Source organism: Marinifilum sp. N1E240 (assembly GCF_009295825.1).
Taxonomy (GTDB): Bacteria; Bacteroidota; Bacteroidia; order Bacteroidales; family Marinifilaceae; genus Marinifilum_A; species Marinifilum_A sediminis.
Genome location: NZ_WHKF01000003.1, coordinates 72,600 through 94,765 on the forward strand (window position 1 = coordinate 72,600; position 22,166 = coordinate 94,765).

The window sequence follows — 22,166 nt, forward strand, 5'->3', positions numbered from 1 at the left end:
GGGAATTACCCCATTCCCGGTATATTCAATTAAAATTTAAGATCAACTCCAAAAGTTACTGTTGTACTTGCAGGATATGCAGAATAGTCAAGTCCAGGAGTTAAAGCTCCTTTTTTACCAACAGATACTTCAGGATCGTAACCACTATAGTTTGTCCAAGTGTATAAGTTCTGTGCTGCAACATAAACTCTTGCTTTAGAGAAACATGTTTTCTTCAAGAACTTTTTACTAAAATTATAGCCTAACGAAACAGTTTTCAACTTAAGGAATGAACCATCCTCAACCAATCGATCAGACACCTTATTTCCATCTGGCGCACCTCCCAGAACAGATTTTTCTCCACGTATAATATGAATATTATTTCCAGGATTTGTTGAGGTATAACGATCTTCAACAGATTGCAAATAATTGTAATTGTACTTAATTCCCGGAGATTCCAATAATACTCGGTTTACATTTAAAATATCATTACCATACGACCATTGGAAAAAGATTGATAAATCGAATCCTTTGTAAGTAAAATCATTACCCAAACCACCAAAATGCTTAGGTTCTGCACTACCAATCACAGTTCTATCTTTTTCATCGATATTACCATCATTGTTTAAATCCTTATATTTTACGCTTCCCGGAATAACAGCTGAAGAACCATTCATTGGCACATCTTCTTTTAACACATATCCTTGTCCGTTTACATAGTTAAAATCTTCAACCTGGTATAAACCATCTGATTTCAATCCATAGAATTGTCCAACAGAACTACCCACTTCTGAAATATACTGGTACTCTGTAATTTTGCTATTCCATTGCGGATCTGTTTTCAACTCAGTAGCTCCACCAGTAAGCTCAATTACTTTGTTTCTATTCATTGAGATGTTAAAGTTGGTCGTCCAAGTAAAATCATCTGTTTCAATATTTCTTGAGGTAAACGAGAATTCAATCCCTTTATTTTCAACCTCTCCAACATTGGTCCAAATGGTTTTGAAAGAGGTTGATGGAGCCATAGCAGCATCCAATAGCAAATCTTTTGTGTTCTTTTTGTACACATCAATAGTTGCACTCAATCTTCCATCCAATAAACCAAAATCGATTCCGGCATTGTACTGGTAAGTGGTTTCCCATTTTAAATTCGCATCAGCCAATTTACTTACATAAAATCCTTTTGATAGATTGTTTCCAAATACATAACCATTCTCCGAATTTGAAGCCATAAGTGAATAAGCACTTTCATTTGGAACACGGTTATTACCTGTTGCACCCCATCCAGCACGAAGTTTCAAATTCGAAAATACATTCAAATCACTAATAAATTCTTCTTCAATCATTCTCCAACCAACAGAAACAGAAGGGAAATATCCCCATTTATTATCCCCAAGGAAACGAGATGATCCATCTACACGATACGATGCTGTTAATAAATACTTCTCACGGAAAGAGTAATCCAAACGTGAAAAATAAGATTGCATCATGTGTTTCGACTTATAAGAAGTAGGTAATTCAGGAGTCGCACCCACTTGTAAGCTGTGAACATTTAAATTGTCAAGTGGCATATCTTTACTTCCCGCAGTAAATACCTCATCATTTTTTACACTGTACTCATATCCTAACAAAGCACCAATCTTATGACCACCATCAATTTTTGTACTGTAATTTAAGGTATTGGATGTTGAAAGAGTTGTGTAAACACGATCGGTTAAACTTCCACTAATTCCACCATCTTTATATGCCTGACGAGTATCTGCATTGTAAAAAACACTCTCTTTACGATTATCAGAAACATATCCCCCAGTTAATTTCAAATCCAAACCTTTCATCAGTTCAAACTGTGTATAAGCATTTGCTCTAAACACTGTCCATCGCTTCGATTTGTCGGTATTGTTTAAGGTTTTAACCGGATTAAATCTCAAGTTGTCAGGATCATCAGGATCTACTCCATTTTCTAAACCATCAGAATTAATTGGTTCAACAGGTCTACTTGTTAAAGCATCCATAATAACACTTACACGATTGTTACTGGCAACTTTCACACCTGATTGTTCCATTTTCGAATAGTTGATATTTACACCTGTCTTGATTTTATCAGACAATTTGTGATCCAACTTTATTTTTCCATTAAATTTCTCAAAACCAGTATTAATTAATGTCCCTTCCTGATTTAAATAATTTAAAGACATATTATGAGTGGTCTTTTCATTACCTCCCGATAATCCTACTGTGTGATTCTGGATAACTGCAGATCTGAAAATTTCATCCTGCCAATTGGTAGCCTTACTATCGCGATACAATTCCGGATTTACCCATGTATCAATAAAATTCTGAGGTTCATCTCCCCCTTTTCCAATTGCAATTTCCTGCTGAAGTTTAACAAACTCGTAAGGACTCATTACATCCATCGTTTCCGGAATCCATTGAATACCAATTGAAGAATTAACAGTCACTCTTGAAGGACCTACATTTCCTCCTTTGGTATTAATGATGATAACCCCATTTGCACCTCGGGATCCATAAATTGCAGTTGCTGATGCATCTTTTAATACATCGTAACTTTCAATATCGCGAGCATTAATAGAACCGGAATCAAAATCTTCCATAGGAATACCATCAATTACATACAATGGCTTATTACTACCAGTGATTGAATTACCACCACGAATAATAATATTCATTCCTTCTCCTGGCTGAGCATCGGTAAAGTTAACTTGTACACCTGCCATACGACCTGCCAATGCCTGATCGAAATTTGCTACCGGTGCTTTCGCTAACTCTTCAGGTTTTACAGAAGCGATTGCGCCCGTAACATCCTTAATGCTTTTTCTACCATATCCAACAACTACAACTTGTTCCAATTGTTGCACATCCTCTTCCAATGTGATAATGAAAACGTTCTGCCCTTCAGAACTAATTGTTTGTGTTTTAAATCCGATAAAAGAAATTATTAAATCAGCTTTATTCCCTACATTCAAACTAAACATACCATCCATTCCTGTTATGGTACCATTAGATGTTCCCTTCTCTAAAACGCTAACACCTGGCATTCCAAATCCGGAATCATCAACAATTTTACCACTAACTTGCTTGCTTTGAGCAAAAATTACAGTGGAAGAAAACATAAACACAATCAGAAGTAAAAATCGTGTTATATTCTTTATTTTATTAGAATAATTCATTTGCTATCATATTTGAATTACGATCCTGAATTCCCTTCAGTTCAACTCACTTCCTATCAGGATCGTATTTCTATTAATTCAATTATTTCTTATTTCAATCCAAAGATCTGGAATTTTTGAATACCTATATCTCCTGTAGATTGATCCTCTGCAACTACATGAATTGCAATTGTAATTACTTTGCCTTCATAAGTTTTCAAACTCAATTCATTCTTTGAATTGTAATCGAAAACTAAAGGAATTCTTTGAGCATAACTTGTATAAGCCTCTTGATAAATCTCTTCAGGAGTAAATTCATACAAAGTGTCCCAATTCGCTGTAGTTACATCCCCTTCGAAATCTTCAGAAACCTTGATCGTAACTTTGTCACTTCTTTTTGCTACACTGTTTGCTACATCCCAAACATACAACTGGAAAATGTGAATCAAAATACCAGGCTCGCTTACATCTGTTAAATCAATATTTCCAGAAACTAACCAGTCATCATTCTCAGTATTCACTCCAGCTTCTTTCTTACCTTTCATTTCGGCAGTTGGAGCTTTTTCTCCGTCGATATTTCTTAGTGTAGTATTTAATCCCCAGGAATTAACCCATCTTAATTTACTGTCCTGATATCCTGGATTTTTAAAATCGAATTGAGTAAAATTACCAAGCTGATGTTCTCCATTTACATATCCTAATTCCTGCCATCCATCTTCAAATACCATCTGCAAACTTGGAGCTTCAACGGTTACAGTCAACACATCATTATAGGTTACATCTCCAGCATCGCTTGTCATTGTTACTGATAATTTGTAATCACCTTTAGTTAGTGGATTTCCAGCATCCAATGATATTACTCCTGTTTCAGCATTGATTTTAAAAGCTCCAAAATCGTCGACTAAAGCAAAGGATAATGTTCCATTTCCAAATGCTGATGGAGTTTCAGATACAAATTCTTTTCCTTCGGTTACACTAGCTGTTGGATTGGTGAATGAGAAAGATTTGTTTACAAGCTTTACGGTAATCGCATCTTCGAATGTTTGTTCTCCTGCCGCATTAGTAACCTTAACAGACAAGCTGTAATTCCCTTCTGCAACATCCACTCCATCTTGTAAAGATATTTCTCCTGAATTTTCATCAATTGCAAACTGAGAGTTATCTACCAATGCGTAGATTGCAGGTTTGCTTCCCTTAAAATCAGGACCTGTAGTTTTTGATCCGGCAAAATCTTTAGAAATTGTTTGAATTGATGGTGTAAAAATTAAGTCTTCCGCCAAACTTGGCATTATTCTTAATTCAAAAGCCGCAGGAAATACATTCTCTCCCGAATTATTCTTAACCTTAATATCTAGTTTATATAATCCTGCTACTAAAACATTCTCGTTTACAAGACTAACAACTCCTGTCGAATCTTTAATCGCAAAAGTATTTTCTACATATACTCCATTATCTTGAGCCGTTCCGCCTGCAATTTCAAATATTGGCTGAGTATCTGATAAAACAACCGGTTTAGCGGATTCCATTCCTTTTCCTTCGTACACTTCAGTAACCGACGCATAACGCAATCCACTTGGAGCTAAAATTTCCCCAACAGAATCGTCGTCATCGCATGAGAATGATATAGGTGCCAATATTGTAATTAATACCGCCAACCATTTCGATCTCAAACGCCATTTACTTTTACAATCGTTTGAATAATTCATTGATTACTTTTTTGATAAAGATTAGTATTAGATTTTTTTTGAATTTCAACATCGTTCCGAAAACGACTGCATAAATGTATCTAAGCCTCAAAATGGCTAGATGATATATTCATTCAGAAAATCTCCAATATTGTCCAAACCCCAATAAATCATCCAATTCAATTGTTGTGTTGAATAATTACAGCATATAATTGAATGATATTGGAAACAAAAATATCAAAGAGATTAATAGCAGAAAGTGTTTTATATTAGGAAAGGAAAATTGAGTAGTTGAAATTTGACAAACAACATTGAGCAAGATATCAATGCTTTTTTTAATCGATATACTAACATCGCATAAAAAAAAAGAACCGATCCGGAAAAACCGGATCGGTTGAAACTATAAATTTGGATTGATTAATTTTTCTCGAGCGGGAATTGGAAATAGATAATTCAATTCCGTTATTCTTGAAGGATCAAAATCACTTCGTTCATCCATGTGGTTTACATTTGCCTCTTTTACTTTCTTTCTACGAACCAAATCGTGCCAACGCTTTAATTCAAATGCAAACTCCCAGGATCTCTCCGAAAGAACTGCTGAATCAAATTCCTCACTTGTTGCTCCTGCATTCAGTCTATTAGCTTCTGCAGCACTTCCCAAATAAGCTCTATCTTGCACTGCCCATAAGGCTTCGTATGCACTTGCTGAAGGAGATCCTTCCGCTAAATTAGATGCTTCTGCATAAATTAACAGAACATCTGCAAATCTATAAATAGGGAACAAAGCATTTGAAGTTGCCTCTTTCCAAACGGCTCCTCCAATATCTCTATATTTTGCAATAAATGGATGAGCCTCTACCGATTTATCCCAAGATTTCCATTTCGACTCTGGAAGAAGTTTCCCTTTTTTGTCATATTTAAGAGTATCATAAATAGTCCATTCTCTTCGATTATCAAGTGGGTAATTGCGAGCGAATTCCTTTTCAACAAGTACCTCTCTCCATCCACCTTCATCTTTACCTCTAAATGCTTTATTTCCAAAAGAACCATAATTCCTATTTGAAGAAAAATCAGGATAAAAAGCAAAAATATGTTCCTTTTCTGACAATCGTTTTTCGAAAGACCAAAGTGTAGAAAATTCAGATTCTAATTGATAATTAGCTGCATCAATTATCTCTTTTGCCTTATCGGCTGATTTTTGATAGTACTCTGTTCCTTTCTCTAAAGGCCAACCTGCCATATGCAAGTAAACATACGAAAGTAAAGTTTTCGCTGCATCCTGAGTCGGACGCCCTTTATCCATTTGTTGAACAGGTAGTAGCTTTTCAGCATCCAAAGCATCGGCAAGAATAAAATCATATACATCTTGAATGGAAGCTTTTCTGGCAGATTGAGCCTGTTCTCCATTCATTAGTTCATCTATAATAGGCACTTCTCCCCAGAATCTAACAAGATAAAAATAAGACAGTGAACGTAAAAATCGAACTTCTCCAATTCTCTCATTTCGAGTATCATCAGACATTGGAATTTCCTGTATCTGTTCTAAATTTTGAAGAATATTATTTGCGGCTCCAACAGATCTGTATAATGCTTTCCACACCATCTCTAAATCATTGTTTTCCGTAGAAACTTCAAAATCATCAAATTCCAATAATCGTTGTTTATTTAATCCTCTTGTTGAAGTAATATCTTCCGCTCCACAATTCAATCCCCATCCACGACCACTTAAACCGTTCAAACGACTGTCATCTTTAAAAATGTAATTGTATATAGGATAGATTGCGGCATCCAACTCTTGTTCCGTTGAAAAATAATTATCAGGACTCATAAGGTAAGTATCCTCTTCATCCAGTAAATCACAAGATGTGATAAGACCGAATCCTAACAAAAGGCTAAGTCCAATCGTAACTTTATTTAATATATTATTCATTTTTGATTCTAAATTTAGATTGTTAATAACGACTTTACATTAGTTATCATTAAATCAAAATGTAAGATTTAAACCTACAGTTATGATTCTAGCTTTAGGATAAGGTGCTCTATCAAAACCAACACGATAATCGGCTTGAGATCCTCCTGCATTATTTACTTCAGGATCGTATCCCTTATAATCCGTAGATGTCCATAAGTTTTGGCCACTTGCATAAACTCTCAGCTTACTAATGTTACATTTTTTCAACCAAGATTGACTGAATGTATAACCTAAAGAGATATTACTTAATCTGATAAAAGATGCATCTTCAACGGTAGCTGAAGAGTTATTTAAATACGAAGTTTTATAAGTGTTACTAAAGGCTGGAATTGTATTACTTTCGTTTTCAGGAGTCCATCTTTTCAAAATATCCTGATTGGTTGGATCTTGATTTCCCCATCCCATGGTACGACTATAAACCTCATTCATAACTTCATTCCCAAAAATTCCGGTAAATAGAATGTTCATATCAAAATTCTTATAACTCAAAGAATTTGACCATCCCATACTCCATTTTGGATATCCATGTCCAATAATGGTTCTGTCATCTGCAGTTATCGCATTGTCACCATTAACATCTACAAATCTTGCATCTCCAGGTTTATTTCCATATACAGCTGCTTCAGCAGATTGATTTTGTTGCCAAATACCATCAAATTTATATCCATAAATTAATCCCATAGATTCTCCTTTTTGAATCATTGAAATCGCATTATTATCTCCCATTAAAACCTTATCAACATCACCAAGATCTAATACCTTATTTCTATTAAGAGAGAATGTAACATTAGAGTTCCAATTAAGTTCACCATGACTTAAATTACTTTCCAAACTGAATTCAACTCCTTTATTTTCTACCTCACCTAAATTTTTAAATTCTGATTTAAATCCGGTATAATAAGGAACAGCTACTTCCAGTAATAGATCGGTTGTTTTTTTATAGTAATAATCTGCTGTGAAAGTGAATTTCCCATCTAAAATTGTCATGTCGAAACCCAAATCGATTTGCGATGTTTTTTCCCACGATAAATTTGGATTTGCAGAACGAGCTGGAGCAATACCTACACTAACTGAAGAGCCATCAACGGCATAATTCACACCTGTGCTCATTAATCCTTTAGATTGATATGGATCGGTAGCCTGAGATCCTGTGATACCGAAACTAGAACGCAATTTTAAATTGTCCAGAAAAGTAAGATTCTTCATAAAATCCTCTTCTGATATGCGCCATGCCAAAGAGCCGCTTGGGAAATAACCCCATTTTTCATTCTCAGCAAACTTAGACGAACCATCGGCTCTCATTGCAACTGTTAACAAATACTTGTCATTGTAAACATAGTTGAAACGTCCTAAAAAAGACATCAATTGCCAATCTACAAACGACGACGTAGGAGCTAAAGGTTCTTTACCTAATGAAACATCATAATATCCATTTTCAACATCAAAATTCTTGGTAGATAAACTAGAACCTTGAGTCTTAGAACCTGTTTGTTCGTTCACAAAAGTAAAATCAAGTTTGTGTTTCCCAATTTTGTTCTTGTAGCTTAAGATATTCGTATTCTGCCATATATAGTATTTCTTATTCGAAATACTTGCACGTCCGTTATCTCCTTCTCCTGCATACAAGTCCACACTAGAATATTGGTTAGATACATAATCTCTTGTATTGAATCCACCAGAAACACGTAGGTTCCATTTTTCAGAGATTTGGTAATCAAAATATGCATTAAAATTTTGCTTCACATTATCTATATAATGATTCTGCTCCATATAATCAGCTACAGGATTTGATACAGTAGCAAAGGACGAACGAGTATAATTTCCTTCCTCATCATAAACTGGTAAAGTAGGTTCCATGGTAATTGCATCATTCGATATAGATCCATTCGGCCAGCTCAGTTTATGGGGACGATCTTTGCTTATGATTCCGTTGATACGTACACCCATTTTTAATTTCTCGGTAAGATCAACGTCAACATTTGCTCTATAACTAAATCGTTCAAATTTAGAATTCTTTAAAATTCCTTCTTGATTTAAATATTGACCTGAAAAAAGAAAATTAAATCCATCCTTTTTACCACTTACCGATAAATCGTGACTTTGAGTAATTGCTGTACGATAGACTTCATCTTGCCAATCCGTTCCACCATTTTCTTTAAAGTTCTTTATTTGTTCTTCTGTATATTCTACAGATCCTCCTGTCAACAAGCGTTTTTCATTGATGGTTTCAGCATAAGTAGCAGCATCCAACAAATCCATTTTATTCGCCAGATTTTGAATTCCCATGTATCCATTATAGGCTACCTGAATTTTACCATTTCGTCCTCGTTTGGTTGAAACCAAAATTACGCCATTAGCTCCTCTTGATCCATAAATTGCAGTCGCAGAAGCATCTTTCAAAACTTCTAAAGATTCAATATCATTAGGATTTAAATCAGACAAGGACTGCCCAATAAATCCATCAACAATTACCAATGGATCGTTACTTCCATTAATTGAATTTGTACCTCTAATTCTGATTTTCATGTCTCCACCAGGAGCACCACTATTGGATTGTACCATTACACCAGATAATTTTCCTTGTAATGCCTGACCCACATTAGGTGTTTGAATATCCATAATAGATTCGGCTGAAACACGTGATGTAGCACCAGTTAAATCACTTTTTCTCATCGTTCCATAACCAACTGCAACAACCTCATCTAAACCAACATTATCTGTCTCCAAACTAACATTGATTACTCGTTTCGATTCCACAAGCACCTCCTGCGTTTTCATTCCTACAAACGAGAAAACAAGAATCTTACTACTCTCAGGAATCATTAATACGTAATTGCCATCGATATCAGTGGTTGTTCCAACAGTAGATCCTTTCACCATAACCGAGGCACCAGGTACTCCTAAACCATCATCCACCAAGCTCACTTTCCCTGATATAGACAATTCTTGGGCACTTAAACATTGTAATCCTATAACGGATAGGAAGACAAAAAGTCCGATAATTTTTTTCATTAGATTAAAATTAGTTTTTAGTTTCAGATCAAATCTTAAATCTAGCAACTCTCAAAAGTTTTGAATTCTGAAACCGGGTTAGACATTAGTAAATCGATCGTTTGGAACTCCCAAAATCCAAAAATGGAACTTTGCGATTAACTATTGTAAGCACAATGGAATCCGCAATCGAATGCATAAATGTAAATGGGTAATTCTCCAGGTATATCACAATACTGTTCGGAATTCCTCCAATATCATACACTTAGCATGACCTATGCTTTAAACAATGTCTTTCTGAACGATTCTATAAGTTGGGTGAATTAATTTGGATGTTTGAAAAGGTAAATCAGAAATTGAATACTCTTATTTGTAAATCAAAAATTGGTAAAAACCTTATCTCGAACTATGATTACAATATTAAAGCTTCTGTTCCAATTCAATATTGTATAGATTGATACTGTCCATTGATTTTAATTCTCGAGTTACACCATTTTCCTTAAAATAATGGCACAAGTAAATTACCAGTATAATGCATATACCAATAATTATCCTGCAATTTAAAATATCAATTAGAAGCTAGCTTTATACAATATCTATAATTCAGGATTATCTCCTTTGGCGTATTTCGATGGGGAAAGTTTAAAATGATCGCTAAAGCACTTGCTAAAATAACGCGGTGTGGTAAATCCAACTGAATAGGCAACTTCAGAAACACTTACACCAGATTCGGAACGTAACATTACAGCAGCCTTTTTCAAACGACTACTTAAAATAAATTCGTTTGGTGTTTGACCGGTTATACCCTTAATTTTAGCATACAAACTAGTTCTACCCAAACACATATCCTGAGCAAAAGTATTCACATCAAACTTGGAATTATCCAGGTTTTCTTCCACAATTTGAATTGCTTTTTCCAAAAGCTCTGCGTCTAAAGTATTTGAGGTAATATTTTTTATTCCTAAGGTAGGATTTGATCTAAACTTATCCTGTAATTGTCTTCTGGATTTCACTAGATTACGACAACGAGCCTGAAGTAATTTCATATTAAATGGTTTGGTAATGTAATCGTCGGCACCAATTTCCATACCTTCCAATTTGTATTCCAACGCATCTTTAGCCGTCAATAATATCACAGGAATATGACTTGTAGTAATATCATTTTTTAATTGCTGACACATCTCTGTTCCTGTCATAACAGGCATCATCACATCACTAATAATTATATCAGGCTGAAATTCAATAGCCTTCTCCATACCTTGCTGCCCATTTTCAACAGCAATTACCGTAAATTCATCTTCAAATGAAGATTTTAACATTTCTCGGACTTCTATATTATCTTCAACTAACAACAAAGTAGAGTTCAGCAATAATGATTTGCTATCTGGAAGTTGTTCATCTTTATCTTTTATTTCGTCAGTTAGAATTTTTGTATTTGCACTTAATTCAAAAGTTTGTTCATCATTCCAAATAGTATTCTCGTTGATAAAATGACTTTTCCCTTTTGGTAAATAAACTTCGAAGCAAGATCCTTCTTCCGATTTACTATCAACCTTAATTCTACCACAATGCTGTTCTACAATTCCTTTGGTTAAAGCTAAACCTATACCAGAACCAAGATGTTGTATTTTTTCTTGACTTAAATTGTCAACCTGATAAAATCGATCAAATATTTTATCCAAATACTCCTCAGGCATACCTTCTCCTGAATCCAGTACTTTCAACACTACTTCATCATCATGATTATCGATTAAAACATATATGGAGCCTCCTTCGGGAGTAAATTTAAATGCGTTGGATAACAAATTAAACAGCACCTTTTCCAATTGTCTTGCATCAAAATACAATGGTATGTTTTCCTGATGACAAACCAATTTAAATCTGATGTTCTTACGAGAGGCAAACTCATTAAAGGAATCACAAATACTGCCAGCAAAGTCTACAAAATTGTGCTCACTTACGTGCAATTTCAAATGACCTAACTCTTGTTTTCTGAATTCTAATAATTCGTCTACCAAATTTTTTAAACGAAATGAATTCTTATAGGCAATTAATATTTTGTTGTAAAACTTCGGAGCAATACCCGATTCATCCAAAAGACCTTCAAGCTGACCCAAAATTAAAGTTAAAGGTGTTCTAAACTCATGTGAAATATTAGTAAAAAAACGTAGTTTTGACTGGTTCAACTCCCTTATTCTCTCCTTATCAACCTGTTCCTTTTTTAAATTCTCCTCTAAAATGGCTTTTGATATCAAAACTTTATTGATGTATACCAAAACAGCGCCTATAATCAAAATATAAATAAGGTATGCCCACCACGTATTGTAAAAAGGAGGATCAATTTTAATATTCATACTTGTAGTGGCACCAATTTCGCCATCTTTATGTCTTTCTCTAACTTTAAAAATGTATTTCCCTCCCGATAGATTTGTGTAACTAACCGATCTTCGATAGCCCGCATCAATCCAATCATTATCAAATCCCTCCATTTTATACTGATATCGGGATTTATTTGCCTTTAAATAATTAAACGAAGTAAAATCAAAAGCAATGACATTGTGATAATGTTTCAAGCGAATTTTCTTTGTGTATGGCAGCGTTTGTGTTAAAATATTGGTTTCATCACCAACATGTACTTCCTTATTATTCACTTTTAGCGAAGTAAAATACAATGGATGCGTAATGGTTTGATTTTGCAATTCCTTTTCCCAAAAAGAAACCATTCCATGTATTCCTCCAACAAATACTTCTCCATCTGATGTGATAAAAAGTCCTCGCTCGTTAATTTCTCCCAAAGGAAATCCACTCTCATAATCGTAGGCTCTAAATTTTTCTGCTTCCACATCAAATTTACTGATACCTTTACTTGTTGCGACCCAAAGAAATCCGTATCTCGATTCTGTAATACCGTAAATAAAATCAGAAGGTAAATCGTAATTCACACTCGAATAAACTTTAAAATCGTCTGTTTCCGGTTGATATTTGTTTAAACCACCACCCGATGTGGCAACCCAAACCCTTCTCATATGATCCTGATAGATTTGATATACAAAATCACTACTAATACTATTTGCCTTGTTTAAATTCCTTCTGTAATTCGTTAATTTTCCACTTTTCAGATCGAGAACACTAAGTCCTTTACTTTCTGACCCAATCCAAATACGATTATTTCGATCATGCAATAAAGCCAATATTTTCTGTCCAACTAATTGTTGTTGTTCCTTATCCGAAAAGAATTCTGTAAATCTTTCTGTCTTTGGATCAAAAAGAATTACGCCCTTATTGGTTCCTAGAATTAGTTTCTTTTTGTAAGGAATTATCGCAGAAATCACATTACTAGGGATGGTATAAACTTGCTTATCACTACTTAAGTATTTCTTTATTCTACCTGAATTGATATCCAACACATTTAATCCACCAAAATGAGTTCCAATCCATAAGCTATTTTTGTCGTCGAGATAAAGGCTTTTTGCATTATTGTGCGATAACTTATTCAATCCTTTACCTTGAGTTATGTATTTAAATCGTTTGCTTTTTCGATTGTAGAAGTTAAGACCGCCACCTTCGGTTGCAATCCATAGATTTTTGTCGTCATCTTCCAACATCGAGCCAACAACTCTGTAGTTTATCGATTTGTTTTCATCAGGATCTGCAACAAAATATCGAAAAATATTAGTGGTTGGGTTGAAAATATTAATTCCACCAAAATAGGTTCCAATCCAGATACTTCCCTCCTGATCTTGAAACATAGTATAAATAGAGTTGTGACTTAAAGCATTAGGATTTTTATCAGATTGATAATAGCTAGAGAATTGTTTGGTTTGAGCACTTAAAACACTAACTCCTAAAAATGTACCAATCCAAATATTACCATCCTTATCCTCACATATATCTCGAACCACATCATGAGCTAATCCTTTATTCTTATTGTAATGTATTGGTTTTTCTTTATCGTGGATTTCGAATATTCCATTCGTCTTCGTCCCAATCCAAAGTGTCTCTTTTTTATCGTGGTAAATACATGACACATCATCCTTAAGAATTGTTTCTAATTTTTTTGTTGATTTATTGTATTTAAGCAAGCCTCTATTGGTTGTTCCCATGTAAAGTTCCGTATCTCCCACCTCTATAACTTCAGTGATACTTGTAGTTCCTGGAACAATATCATTTACAGATCTGTATTTTTCATTCTCAACATCCAAAGCTAATAATCCACTTTTTGTACCTACCCAAATAGTACCTTTCCCAATATAAAAACAGTTAATTTCATTGTGTGGATAATTAATCAACTCCTCTGTTTTTATATTATAACTCGATAATCCTTCCCAGGTTAAGATCCAGATCCTAGAGCTATCATCCGCCTGTAAATCCCTAATATTATTGCCTAATAAACTATTCGAATTTTGTCTGTCGTGTCTAAAAACATCAATCTCGTAACCATTATATCTATTTAATCCATCTCTTGTTCCTATCCACATTGTACCAAGGTGATCTTGCTCAATTGCAGTTACTGATATTTGCGACAAACCATCTTTTAAATCCAAATGATCGAAATAAATATCCTGAGCATAACCAACAAAAAGATTGATTACAAATACAAATAGAATTACAATTTTTTTCATAGAAACAAAGTTATCTCTTAATGTATCGTATACCGATAGCATACTAAGGCTGCAAACTAACAATTAATTAAGAAAATAAAAAAGGCAAAGCTCATTCAAAAGAATGTTGCTTTGCCTTTAACCAAACAGATTAACAATTATAATAAATCGTCAATTAATAATTTGTAAATATTATTTAGCCAATTGCAAGTCTTCATTCAAAGGCTCTAATTTTGGAAGCATTAAATGAATAATTCCCAAAATAACCAAGTACAACATACCAGCAACTAAGAACATCCAGAAATAGAATGAATTACCGGTTGCATCAAGTCCTTGTCCTAATGCAAAATCAACTAACATACCGGAAATGGCACCAACCATTCCTCCAATTCCTACTACCGATGCAATCGATTTTTTAGGCATCACATCAGATACTAAAGTAAATAAGTTAGCAGACCACGCCTGGTGACCCCCAGAAGCCAAAGCAATTAAACTAACCGCTACCCAAACATTATCAGTTAATGCGGCAAAAGCAACCGGAGCAATACACAAGGCACAAATCAATAATGAAACCTTTCGTGCTGCATTTAAAGTCCAACCACGGTTTATAAAGAATTTTGAAAGATATCCGCCTCCTATACTACCAAAATCGGCAACAAGATATATTACAACCAAAGCTCCACCAAGCTCCTTAATACTTTCCAAGCCAAATTGTTGCTTGAAGAAAATACCACTCCAAAACATAAAGAAAAACCAAACTGCATCGGTAATTTTACCAATTGCAAAAGCCCATGTTTGTCTTAGCGGCAATACTTTAGACCAAGATAATTTTTCTGCTTCTTTTTCTGCATTTGCAGGTTTACAGTCATGCAAAATGTACGCTAACTCTTCTTTGGATACTTTTGGATGCTCCTCTGGTCGCTTGTAAATCTTCAACCATAAGGAAACCCAAATCGCACTAAAAATTCCTGTGACCAAAAATGCAAATTGCCAATTATCTCCATTCGAGGCAACCACCAATGGTATAATAGCAGGCGCTAACACCGCTCCAACATTTGATCCGGCGTTAAAAATTCCCGTAGCAAAAGCTCGATCTTTTTTAGGAAACCACTCAGCAACCGTTTTAACTGCTGCTGGAAAATTACCTGCTTCACCTAAACCCAAACCAAATCGAGCACCAATAAATCCCATCAATGCAAAACCTGGACGAACTGCAGCATGTAGAACTCCAAAAATACTCCAAACCGCAATGGCTGTTGTATATCCAATTCTAGTTCCATACTTATCAATTAATCCTCCCATGGTAAGCATTCCTAGGGCATAAGCAGCTTTAAAGGACATATTAATGTAACCATAGTCTGCATTGGTCCAATTAAATTTATCCATTAAGGTTGGACCTAATACTCCCATTATGCTACGATCCATGTAATTGATGGTCGTTGCAAAGAATAGCATGGCTAATATCCTATAGCGATAATTTCCAGCTGGTTTTTCCAATGTTATTTCACTCATAGTAAATTCTTTTACAGAAGAGTATATCTTCTTGTTATCTTAATCTCTTTATGATTTCGAATGCTTTAGCGGTTGCTTGCTCAATTCCCTGATAATCGAAAGATCCATCTTCCTTTTTAATTATTAATTGAGATCCCATACCTACGCAATGAACTCCTGCGTTGAACCAGGTTTTCAAATTTTCTTCATCGGGTTTTACACCACCTGTTGGCATGATAGATGACCATGGGAAAGGACCTTTAACAGCCTTTACAAACTCGGGACCTCCAACTTGTGCTCCAGGGAATATTTTAACAACTTCTGCACCCAATTCTTCTGCATAAGAAATTTCGGTAAGCGATCCACAACCTGGTGACCAGGCAACTTTTCTACGATTACATACCTTAGCCATTTCTGCATTCAAAATTGGTGAAACTACAAAGTTTACACCCAATTGAATGTATAAAGCGGTTGTTCCAGCATCAATCACTGAACCTACTCCCATCATCATTTCAGGACACTCTTTGGCTGCCCATTTGTTTAACTCACCGAATGTTTCATGAGCGTAATCTCCTCGATTCACAAATTCAAACAATCGGGCACCACCCTTATAACAAGCTTTCACAACTTGTTTGCAAACCTCTATATCTTTGTGAAAGAAAACAGGAATCATTCCTGTCTCCTTCATTTTTAATGCAACTTCTATTCTTGAAAAACGAGCCATTTTTAGTCCATTAAGAATGATTAATAATAATTAACGAGCAACACGTCCAGACGCATCACCATTCATTAGTTTCTCTACTTCTTCCACAGTAACTTGGTTGTAATCACCATAAATGGTATGTTTCAAACATGATGCTGCTACTGCGAAATTTAGTGCTTTCTGATCATCATTTGGATAAGTAAGCAATCCATAAATTAAACCTCCCATAAATGAATCACCGCCACCTACACGATCAACAATATGTGTAATCTGATAAGTATTGTTTGCTTTAAATAGCTCCTTGCCATCGTACAACACACCCGACCAAGAATTATGATTCGCACTAATTGATCCACGTAAAGTTGTAATCACTTTTTTACATCGAGGAAACTCCTTCATGATTTGCTGAGAAACCGATAGATAAGCCTCTGCATCAACATGTCCACCTGTTACATCTACACCTTCAGGATGAATTCCTAAAACCATAGCTGCATCTTCTTCATTTCCTAAAATCACATCGGTTCCAGCAACCAATTCAGGCATTACTTCACCTGCCGTTTTTCCGTATTTCCAAAGATTCTTGCGATAATTCAAATCACATGAAACAGTAATTCCTTTTTTGTTGGCAGCTTTAATTGCCTCCAAACAAACATCAGCAGCTCCCTGCGATATCGCCGGAGTAATTCCTGTCCAATGAAACCAGCTAACACCTTCGAAAACCTGATCCCAATCAATCATACCACTTTCAATTTCAGAAATGGCTGAATGAGCTCTATCATAAACTACCTTACTACCACGACTAACCGCACCTGTTTCAAGAAAATAAATCCCTAAACGATCACCACCATATACAATTTTATCGGTATTAACACCGTATTTTTTCAAATCCATTTCACAAGATCTGGCAATATCGTTTTTTGGTAAACGCGTCACAAAACTAGATTCAATTCCATAATTTGCTAAAGAAACAGCAACATTCGCTTCACCACCGCCAAAGGTTGCAGTGAACTCTGAAGCTTGTGAAAATCTTTCATATCCCGGTGTTGCCAATCGCAACATTATTTCTCCAAAAGTAACTACTTTATTACTCATTATAATTTCCTTATCCTTAGTTATTATTTCACTTTCACAACAACAGGTGAACTTAATTCATTCGCCTGTATTTTCATTAATTGTTCAAACTTTTCCTGTTTTGCCCAATCCGAATTTTCTTTTTCCCACACAGCAAAAAAGTAATGCGTAGCAGTGGTATTGCTCTTCATCTTTTGTGTCACAAAATGTGTTTCTCCAACCGGCTGATTCCAGCGACTACCTTTTACTACTTCGATTGGTAAAAGAGGAGCATCTCCCGTCCTTACTTTCTCATCTGATTTCACAAGAATACCTAATCCAAGATAATCCTCATTCATTGATTGAACATCATGAGTTGCAACTGCTGTAAATTCATTATTGGCTATAAACTCAAAAGGTTTTTTATCTTTCAAATAGCTGGTAACTATCCCAATTGCCAACTCTTCTTCATTTTCAATTCCACTAACAGTAACATCACTTTGGAAATAATATTTACCAGCCCAAACGCTAATTCTTTCGGTTGCATCTAGCATTTTACCATCAACATTCCATCCAGAAAATTTTAAATCGAAAATCGACCGTACCGGACCTCTAGAAATTACCTTAAATTCAAATTTCTCAGTGCTTCCTAATCTATACAAAGAATCTTGATGATAGATTGCCAAACCTCCAGCTCCCAATGAAGGACCTACATGCAATACATCCATACCCCAATCTGAAAGTTTGTGATAAGATCCGCTCTCCATTGTAGCCAATTTATCCATTATCATTCCAGGCTCTAGCTTACCGAACAAATCCTTGGCATTTCTACAATCGAAATAATTACGAAATCCCATAATATCATTTTCCCAGCTTACACTTTCAGCCTGATACATAAATGGAACACCTGTATATCCTTTAGGAGATATTGCCTGATCAACTCCCGTATATCCTTTTTCTTTTGTACCTACACCTAAACGCACATTTGTACGAATTGTAAACTTTGGAAGCTCACTGGCTTCTACAAATTTCACATTAAATTTCTTTACTTCTTTAGCCTTAAAATCGCACACTAATGAAAGTTCATCCCAAGTTCCATCACGATCTAAATCATCAATTTGTGATGGAATATAGTTGCCTTGAGCATCCATTACAACAGGCACTTTATTAACAGGAATTTCTCCCGTAATTTTCTTTAATTCAAGTCTACTCACAATAATTGAGGCATCTTTTCGAGCAAGATCCAACTCATTCTGTAATTCTAAAGTAGGCTTTGTATTACAAGATTGAAAAAGGAATCCGAGAGCAGCTATGGCAACACAATATCTTTTCATCTAAAATTATTTAAGTATTAAGATTGTCCTGATGACATTTTTGTTGTTGATTTTAAATGGAAAGGAAGATATAGGTTACACTCCCCAGCGATAACTACTCAACAACTTCTTCCTTTCCTGTTTAATCTCTGTATATAAGGAGAGTTCCAACAAAAACTCCCCTATCTAAACTACTACTAACTATTCTTCGTTTGAAGGTTTTCCAATGGTTGCCAAAATACCACCATCAACATAAACCACATGTCCGTTTACAAAATCCGAAGCTTTTGATGCCAGGAAAACTGCTGTTCCGCCTAAATCTTCTGGATCGCCCCAACGAGCTGCCGGTGTACGATTGATGATAAATTCGTTAAATGGATGTCCATCCTCACGGATAGCAGCTGTTTGAGAAGTTGCAAAATATCCCGGACCAATTCCATTGGTTTGAATTCCATATTTCGCCCACTCTGTTGCCATATTTTTGGTCAGCATTTTCAATCCACCTTTAGCAGAAGCATAAGCACAAACATCATTACGTCCCAATTCACTCATCATTGAGCAGATATTAATGATTTTTCCTTCCTTACGCTCGATCATTCTCTGACCAACATATTTACCCATGATAAAAGGTCCGACCAAATCAATATCAATTACTTGACGGTAATCTTTCACTTCCATATCTTGCATTGGTACACGCTTAATAATTCCAGCGTTATTCACTAAAATTCCAATTGGACCAACTTCATCTTCAATTTGAGCAATTCCTGCTTTTACACCTTCCTCGTCAGTTACATCAAAAATATAACCTTTACAATCAATTCCTTTTTTTGCGTAATCAGCAATACCTCGCTCCAAATTCTCTTTAGAAATATCATTCACAACAATCTGAGCTCCAGCCTCTGATAAAGCAGTTGCAATTGCCATTCCAATACCATGTGTTGCACCTGTTACCAAAGCAACTTTTCCTTCTAACTTAAATAAATCTAAAATCATAACTATACTATATAATTAAACACAACAACAACTAATCTTAACGTAACTCGTCTGGTTGACAAATATCCATATCGCCATAATCCAGGTTTTCACCCCCCATTCCCCAAATGAATGTATAATTACTTGTTCCTGCAGCCGAGTGAATCGACCAGGTTGGTGAGAAAACAGCTTCCTCATTGCCCATCCAAATGTGACGAGTCTCTTTAGGATCTCCCATAAAATGACAAATTGCTTGTCCTTTTGGCACTTCAAAATAGAAGTAAGCTTCCATTCTTCTGCTGTGGGTATGTGCAGGCATGGTATTCCAAACGCTACCAGGATGTAATTCTGTCATTCCCATTTGCAACTGATTGGTTTTGATTGTATCTGAAACAATCAGCTTGTTTAATGTTCTTCTGTTTGAATTTTCTGCTTCTCCCAACTCAATAACAATAGCATCTTCACGACCTACTTTTACTGTTGGAAAAATTTCATGAGCAGGAGCTGAATTCAAATAAAAATGAGCAGGAGTTGCTGCATCAGCACTTTCGAATATAATTTCCTTTTTACCCTTTCCTACATAAAGTGCTTCTTTGTATTCCAATTCGAACACTTCTCCATCTACACTTACACTTCCTTTTTCACCAACATTTACAATGCCCAACTCTCTTCTCTCAAGGAAATATTCTGCCTTTAAAGGATCAATGGTTTCCAATGGTAAAGCTTGATTTGTAGGAACAACTCCTCCAACTATTAATCTATCGTATTGCGAATAAGTAAGATTAACATTTCCTGCTTCCATAATATCTTGAACCAAGTATTCATCTCTCAAACGCTCTGTATCGTAATTCTTTGCATCTGCCGGATGAGTAGCATATCTTTCTTCGTACTTCACACTCATTTTATCTGTTTTTATAATTTGAACATTTTGTATTTCAAGTATCAATTTCCAAACTTGAACACAACAAAGAAATAAAATGCAAATGAATTGTGCAATCGATTGTCTAATTTTTATTTTTTTCTCAACAATTTCAACAATCGCACAAAAACATCAAAACCCCAATAACACTTAAAGTTCAAGACTTTATATTGTATCAATAAAAATATCTATTTAAATTCATTTTGCGCAATCGATTTCTCATTATTTGTCAATTCATTCATATTTATAAAAATTATATGCATCTTTGCATCAAATTCCATTAGCAGTACGATAAGAATGAAAAAGGAAAATAACATTACCATACACGATATCGCAAAAGCCTTAAATATCTCTGGATCCACAGTTTCCAGAGCTCTAAATAACAATACACGCATTAGTGAAAAGACAAAAAAGGCTGTTCGCGATAAGGCAAAAGAATTAGGGTATCAACCCAATGCACTTGCGTCAAATTTGCGCACTAGTTGCACAAATACAATTGGTGTTATCATTCCAAGAATTAGTCGTTACTTTTTCTCTTCAGCAATTACTGGTATTGAAGAATTTGCACGGGAGAAAGGTTTTAATGTTATCATATGCCAATCAAACGATCTTGAAGCCAGAGAATCAGACTGCGTACAAACTTTATTTGCATCACGAGTTGACGGAGTCATCTCCTCAGTAGCATTAAAAACAAACAACTATGAACATTACAAAACCTTTACCAATAGAAATATTCCATTGGTCTTTTTCGATAGAGTTTGCGATGAACTGGAAACCAGCAAAGTAGTTGTAGATGACTTCAAAGGAGGTTTTATTGCGGCAGAACACCTTATATCTAAAGGATGTAAAAGAATTGCACACATTAGCGGTCCTCAACACTTGAACATATATATCAACCGCTTGCAAGGCTATTTGAAAGCACTTAGGAAACATGATATTACAGTTGATCAAAACTTGATACTTGAAAGTCCATTAACAAGAGAAGATGGCTTAAGATGTGCAAAAGAATTACTGGAATCAAGCAATCCTCCGGATGCTATTTTTGCAGGTAACGATACTACAGCACTAAGTATCATCTTGTATGCAAAAGAGAAGGGAATAAGGATTCCTGAAGATTTAGCCATTATGGGATTTAGTAATGAACCTTTCTCAGAATACCTATCTCCATCCTTAACAACTGTTGAACAATCGGGTTTTGATGTTGGAATTAAAGCAACTGAATTATTAATAGATATCATAACAAACAAAAGTGGAAATACTCAGGAAACAATTGTACTTCCTGTAAAGTTAATAGAGAGAGAATCTACGAATAAATAACAAAGG

General features: G+C 35.2%; 12 protein-coding genes. 1 reads left to right on the forward strand and 11 read right to left on the reverse strand.

The window, feature by feature from the left end; translation table 11 throughout:
• Positions 1 to 29: 29 nt before the first annotated feature.
• From GCQ56_RS09370 to kduI, 11 genes are all read right to left on the reverse strand, one after another.
• Positions 30 to 3,167 carry a TonB-dependent receptor gene (locus tag GCQ56_RS09370; protein WP_152734213.1) on the reverse strand — a complete coding sequence of 1,046 codons (3,138 nt, stop codon included), beginning with the start codon at positions 3,165 to 3,167 and terminating at the stop codon, positions 30 to 32.
• 89 nt (positions 3,168 to 3,256) lie between these two features.
• Positions 3,257 to 4,852, reverse strand: coding sequence for a surface glycan-binding family protein (locus GCQ56_RS09375; protein WP_152734214.1), 1,596 nt, complete (start codon positions 4,850 to 4,852; stop codon positions 3,257 to 3,259).
• A gap of 379 nt (positions 4,853 to 5,231) precedes the next feature.
• Positions 5,232 to 6,761 (reverse strand): RagB/SusD family nutrient uptake outer membrane protein, encoded by a 1,530-nt coding sequence (locus GCQ56_RS09380; protein ID WP_152734215.1) that lies wholly within the window; start codon positions 6,759 to 6,761, stop codon positions 5,232 to 5,234.
• 54 nt (positions 6,762 to 6,815) lie between these two features.
• Positions 6,816 to 9,815 carry a TonB-dependent receptor gene (locus GCQ56_RS09385; protein WP_152734216.1) on the reverse strand — a complete coding sequence of 1,000 codons (3,000 nt, stop codon included), beginning with the start codon at positions 9,813 to 9,815 and terminating at the stop codon, positions 6,816 to 6,818.
• A gap of 575 nt (positions 9,816 to 10,390) precedes the next feature.
• Positions 10,391 to 14,416 (reverse strand): two-component regulator propeller domain-containing protein, encoded by a 4,026-nt coding sequence (locus GCQ56_RS09390; protein WP_193323757.1) that lies wholly within the window; start codon positions 14,414 to 14,416, stop codon positions 10,391 to 10,393.
• Between the two features lie 171 nt (positions 14,417 to 14,587).
• Positions 14,588 to 15,907, reverse strand: coding sequence for an MFS transporter (locus tag GCQ56_RS09395; RefSeq protein ID WP_152734218.1), 1,320 nt, complete (start codon positions 15,905 to 15,907; stop codon positions 14,588 to 14,590).
• Positions 15,908 to 15,941: 34 nt separating this feature from the next.
• Positions 15,942 to 16,610 carry a bifunctional 4-hydroxy-2-oxoglutarate aldolase/2-dehydro-3-deoxy-phosphogluconate aldolase gene (locus tag GCQ56_RS09400; protein ID WP_152734219.1) on the reverse strand — a complete coding sequence of 223 codons (669 nt, stop codon included), beginning with the start codon at positions 16,608 to 16,610 and terminating at the stop codon, positions 15,942 to 15,944.
• Between the two features lie 30 nt (positions 16,611 to 16,640).
• Positions 16,641 to 17,681, reverse strand: a complete 1,041-nt coding sequence (locus GCQ56_RS09405) for a sugar kinase (RefSeq protein WP_152734220.1) — start codon at positions 17,679 to 17,681, stop codon at positions 16,641 to 16,643.
• 23 nt (positions 17,682 to 17,704) lie between these two features.
• A complete protein-coding gene (locus GCQ56_RS09410) occupies positions 17,705 to 18,973 on the reverse strand; it encodes a DUF4861 domain-containing protein (RefSeq protein WP_152734221.1) in 1,269 nt (422 codons plus the stop codon).
• 180 nt (positions 18,974 to 19,153) lie between these two features.
• The gene (locus GCQ56_RS09415; protein ID WP_152734222.1) at positions 19,154 to 19,945 is read right to left on the reverse strand and encodes a gluconate 5-dehydrogenase; all 792 of its coding nucleotides are present in this window, start codon (positions 19,943 to 19,945) and stop codon (positions 19,154 to 19,156) included.
• A 37-nt stretch (positions 19,946 to 19,982) separates the two neighbouring features.
• Positions 19,983 to 20,825 (reverse strand): 5-dehydro-4-deoxy-D-glucuronate isomerase, encoded by an 843-nt coding sequence (kduI, locus tag GCQ56_RS09420; RefSeq protein WP_152734223.1) that lies wholly within the window; start codon positions 20,823 to 20,825, stop codon positions 19,983 to 19,985.
• A 315-nt stretch (positions 20,826 to 21,140) separates the two neighbouring features.
• Between kduI and GCQ56_RS09425 the strand changes: the two genes are divergently transcribed.
• Positions 21,141 to 22,160, forward strand: coding sequence for a LacI family DNA-binding transcriptional regulator (locus GCQ56_RS09425; protein WP_152734224.1), 1,020 nt, complete (start codon positions 21,141 to 21,143; stop codon positions 22,158 to 22,160).
• Positions 22,161 to 22,166 lie beyond the last annotated feature (6 nt).

Bases quoted from the DNA above. Each gene is read 5' to 3' on its own strand.
- GCQ56_RS09370 (WP_152734213.1), bottom strand. From the start codon at position 3,167: ATGAATTATTCTAATAAAATAAAGAATATAACACGATTTTTACTTCTG.
- GCQ56_RS09415 (WP_152734222.1), bottom strand. From the start codon at position 19,945: ATGATTTTAGATTTATTTAAGTTAGAAGGAAAAGTTGCTTTGGTAACA.
- GCQ56_RS09425 (WP_152734224.1), top strand. From the start codon at position 21,141: ATGAAAAAGGAAAATAACATTACCATACACGATATCGCAAAAGCCTTA.
- GCQ56_RS09410 (WP_152734221.1), bottom strand. From the start codon at position 18,973: ATGAAAAGATATTGTGTTGCCATAGCTGCTCTCGGATTCCTTTTTCAA.
- GCQ56_RS09380 (WP_152734215.1), bottom strand. From the start codon at position 6,761: ATGAATAATATATTAAATAAAGTTACGATTGGACTTAGCCTTTTGTTA.
- GCQ56_RS09375 (WP_152734214.1), bottom strand. From the start codon at position 4,852: ATGAATTATTCAAACGATTGTAAAAGTAAATGGCGTTTGAGATCGAAA.
- GCQ56_RS09395 (WP_152734218.1), bottom strand. From the start codon at position 15,907: ATGAGTGAAATAACATTGGAAAAACCAGCTGGAAATTATCGCTATAGG.
- GCQ56_RS09405 (WP_152734220.1), bottom strand. From the start codon at position 17,681: ATGAGTAATAAAGTAGTTACTTTTGGAGAAATAATGTTGCGATTGGCA.
- kduI (WP_152734223.1), bottom strand. From the start codon at position 20,825: ATGAGTGTGAAGTACGAAGAAAGATATGCTACTCATCCGGCAGATGCA.
- GCQ56_RS09390 (WP_193323757.1), bottom strand. From the start codon at position 14,416: ATGAAAAAAATTGTAATTCTATTTGTATTTGTAATCAATCTTTTTGTT.
- GCQ56_RS09400 (WP_152734219.1), bottom strand. From the start codon at position 16,610: ATGGCTCGTTTTTCAAGAATAGAAGTTGCATTAAAAATGAAGGAGACA.
- GCQ56_RS09385 (WP_152734216.1), bottom strand. From the start codon at position 9,815: ATGAAAAAAATTATCGGACTTTTTGTCTTCCTATCCGTTATAGGATTA.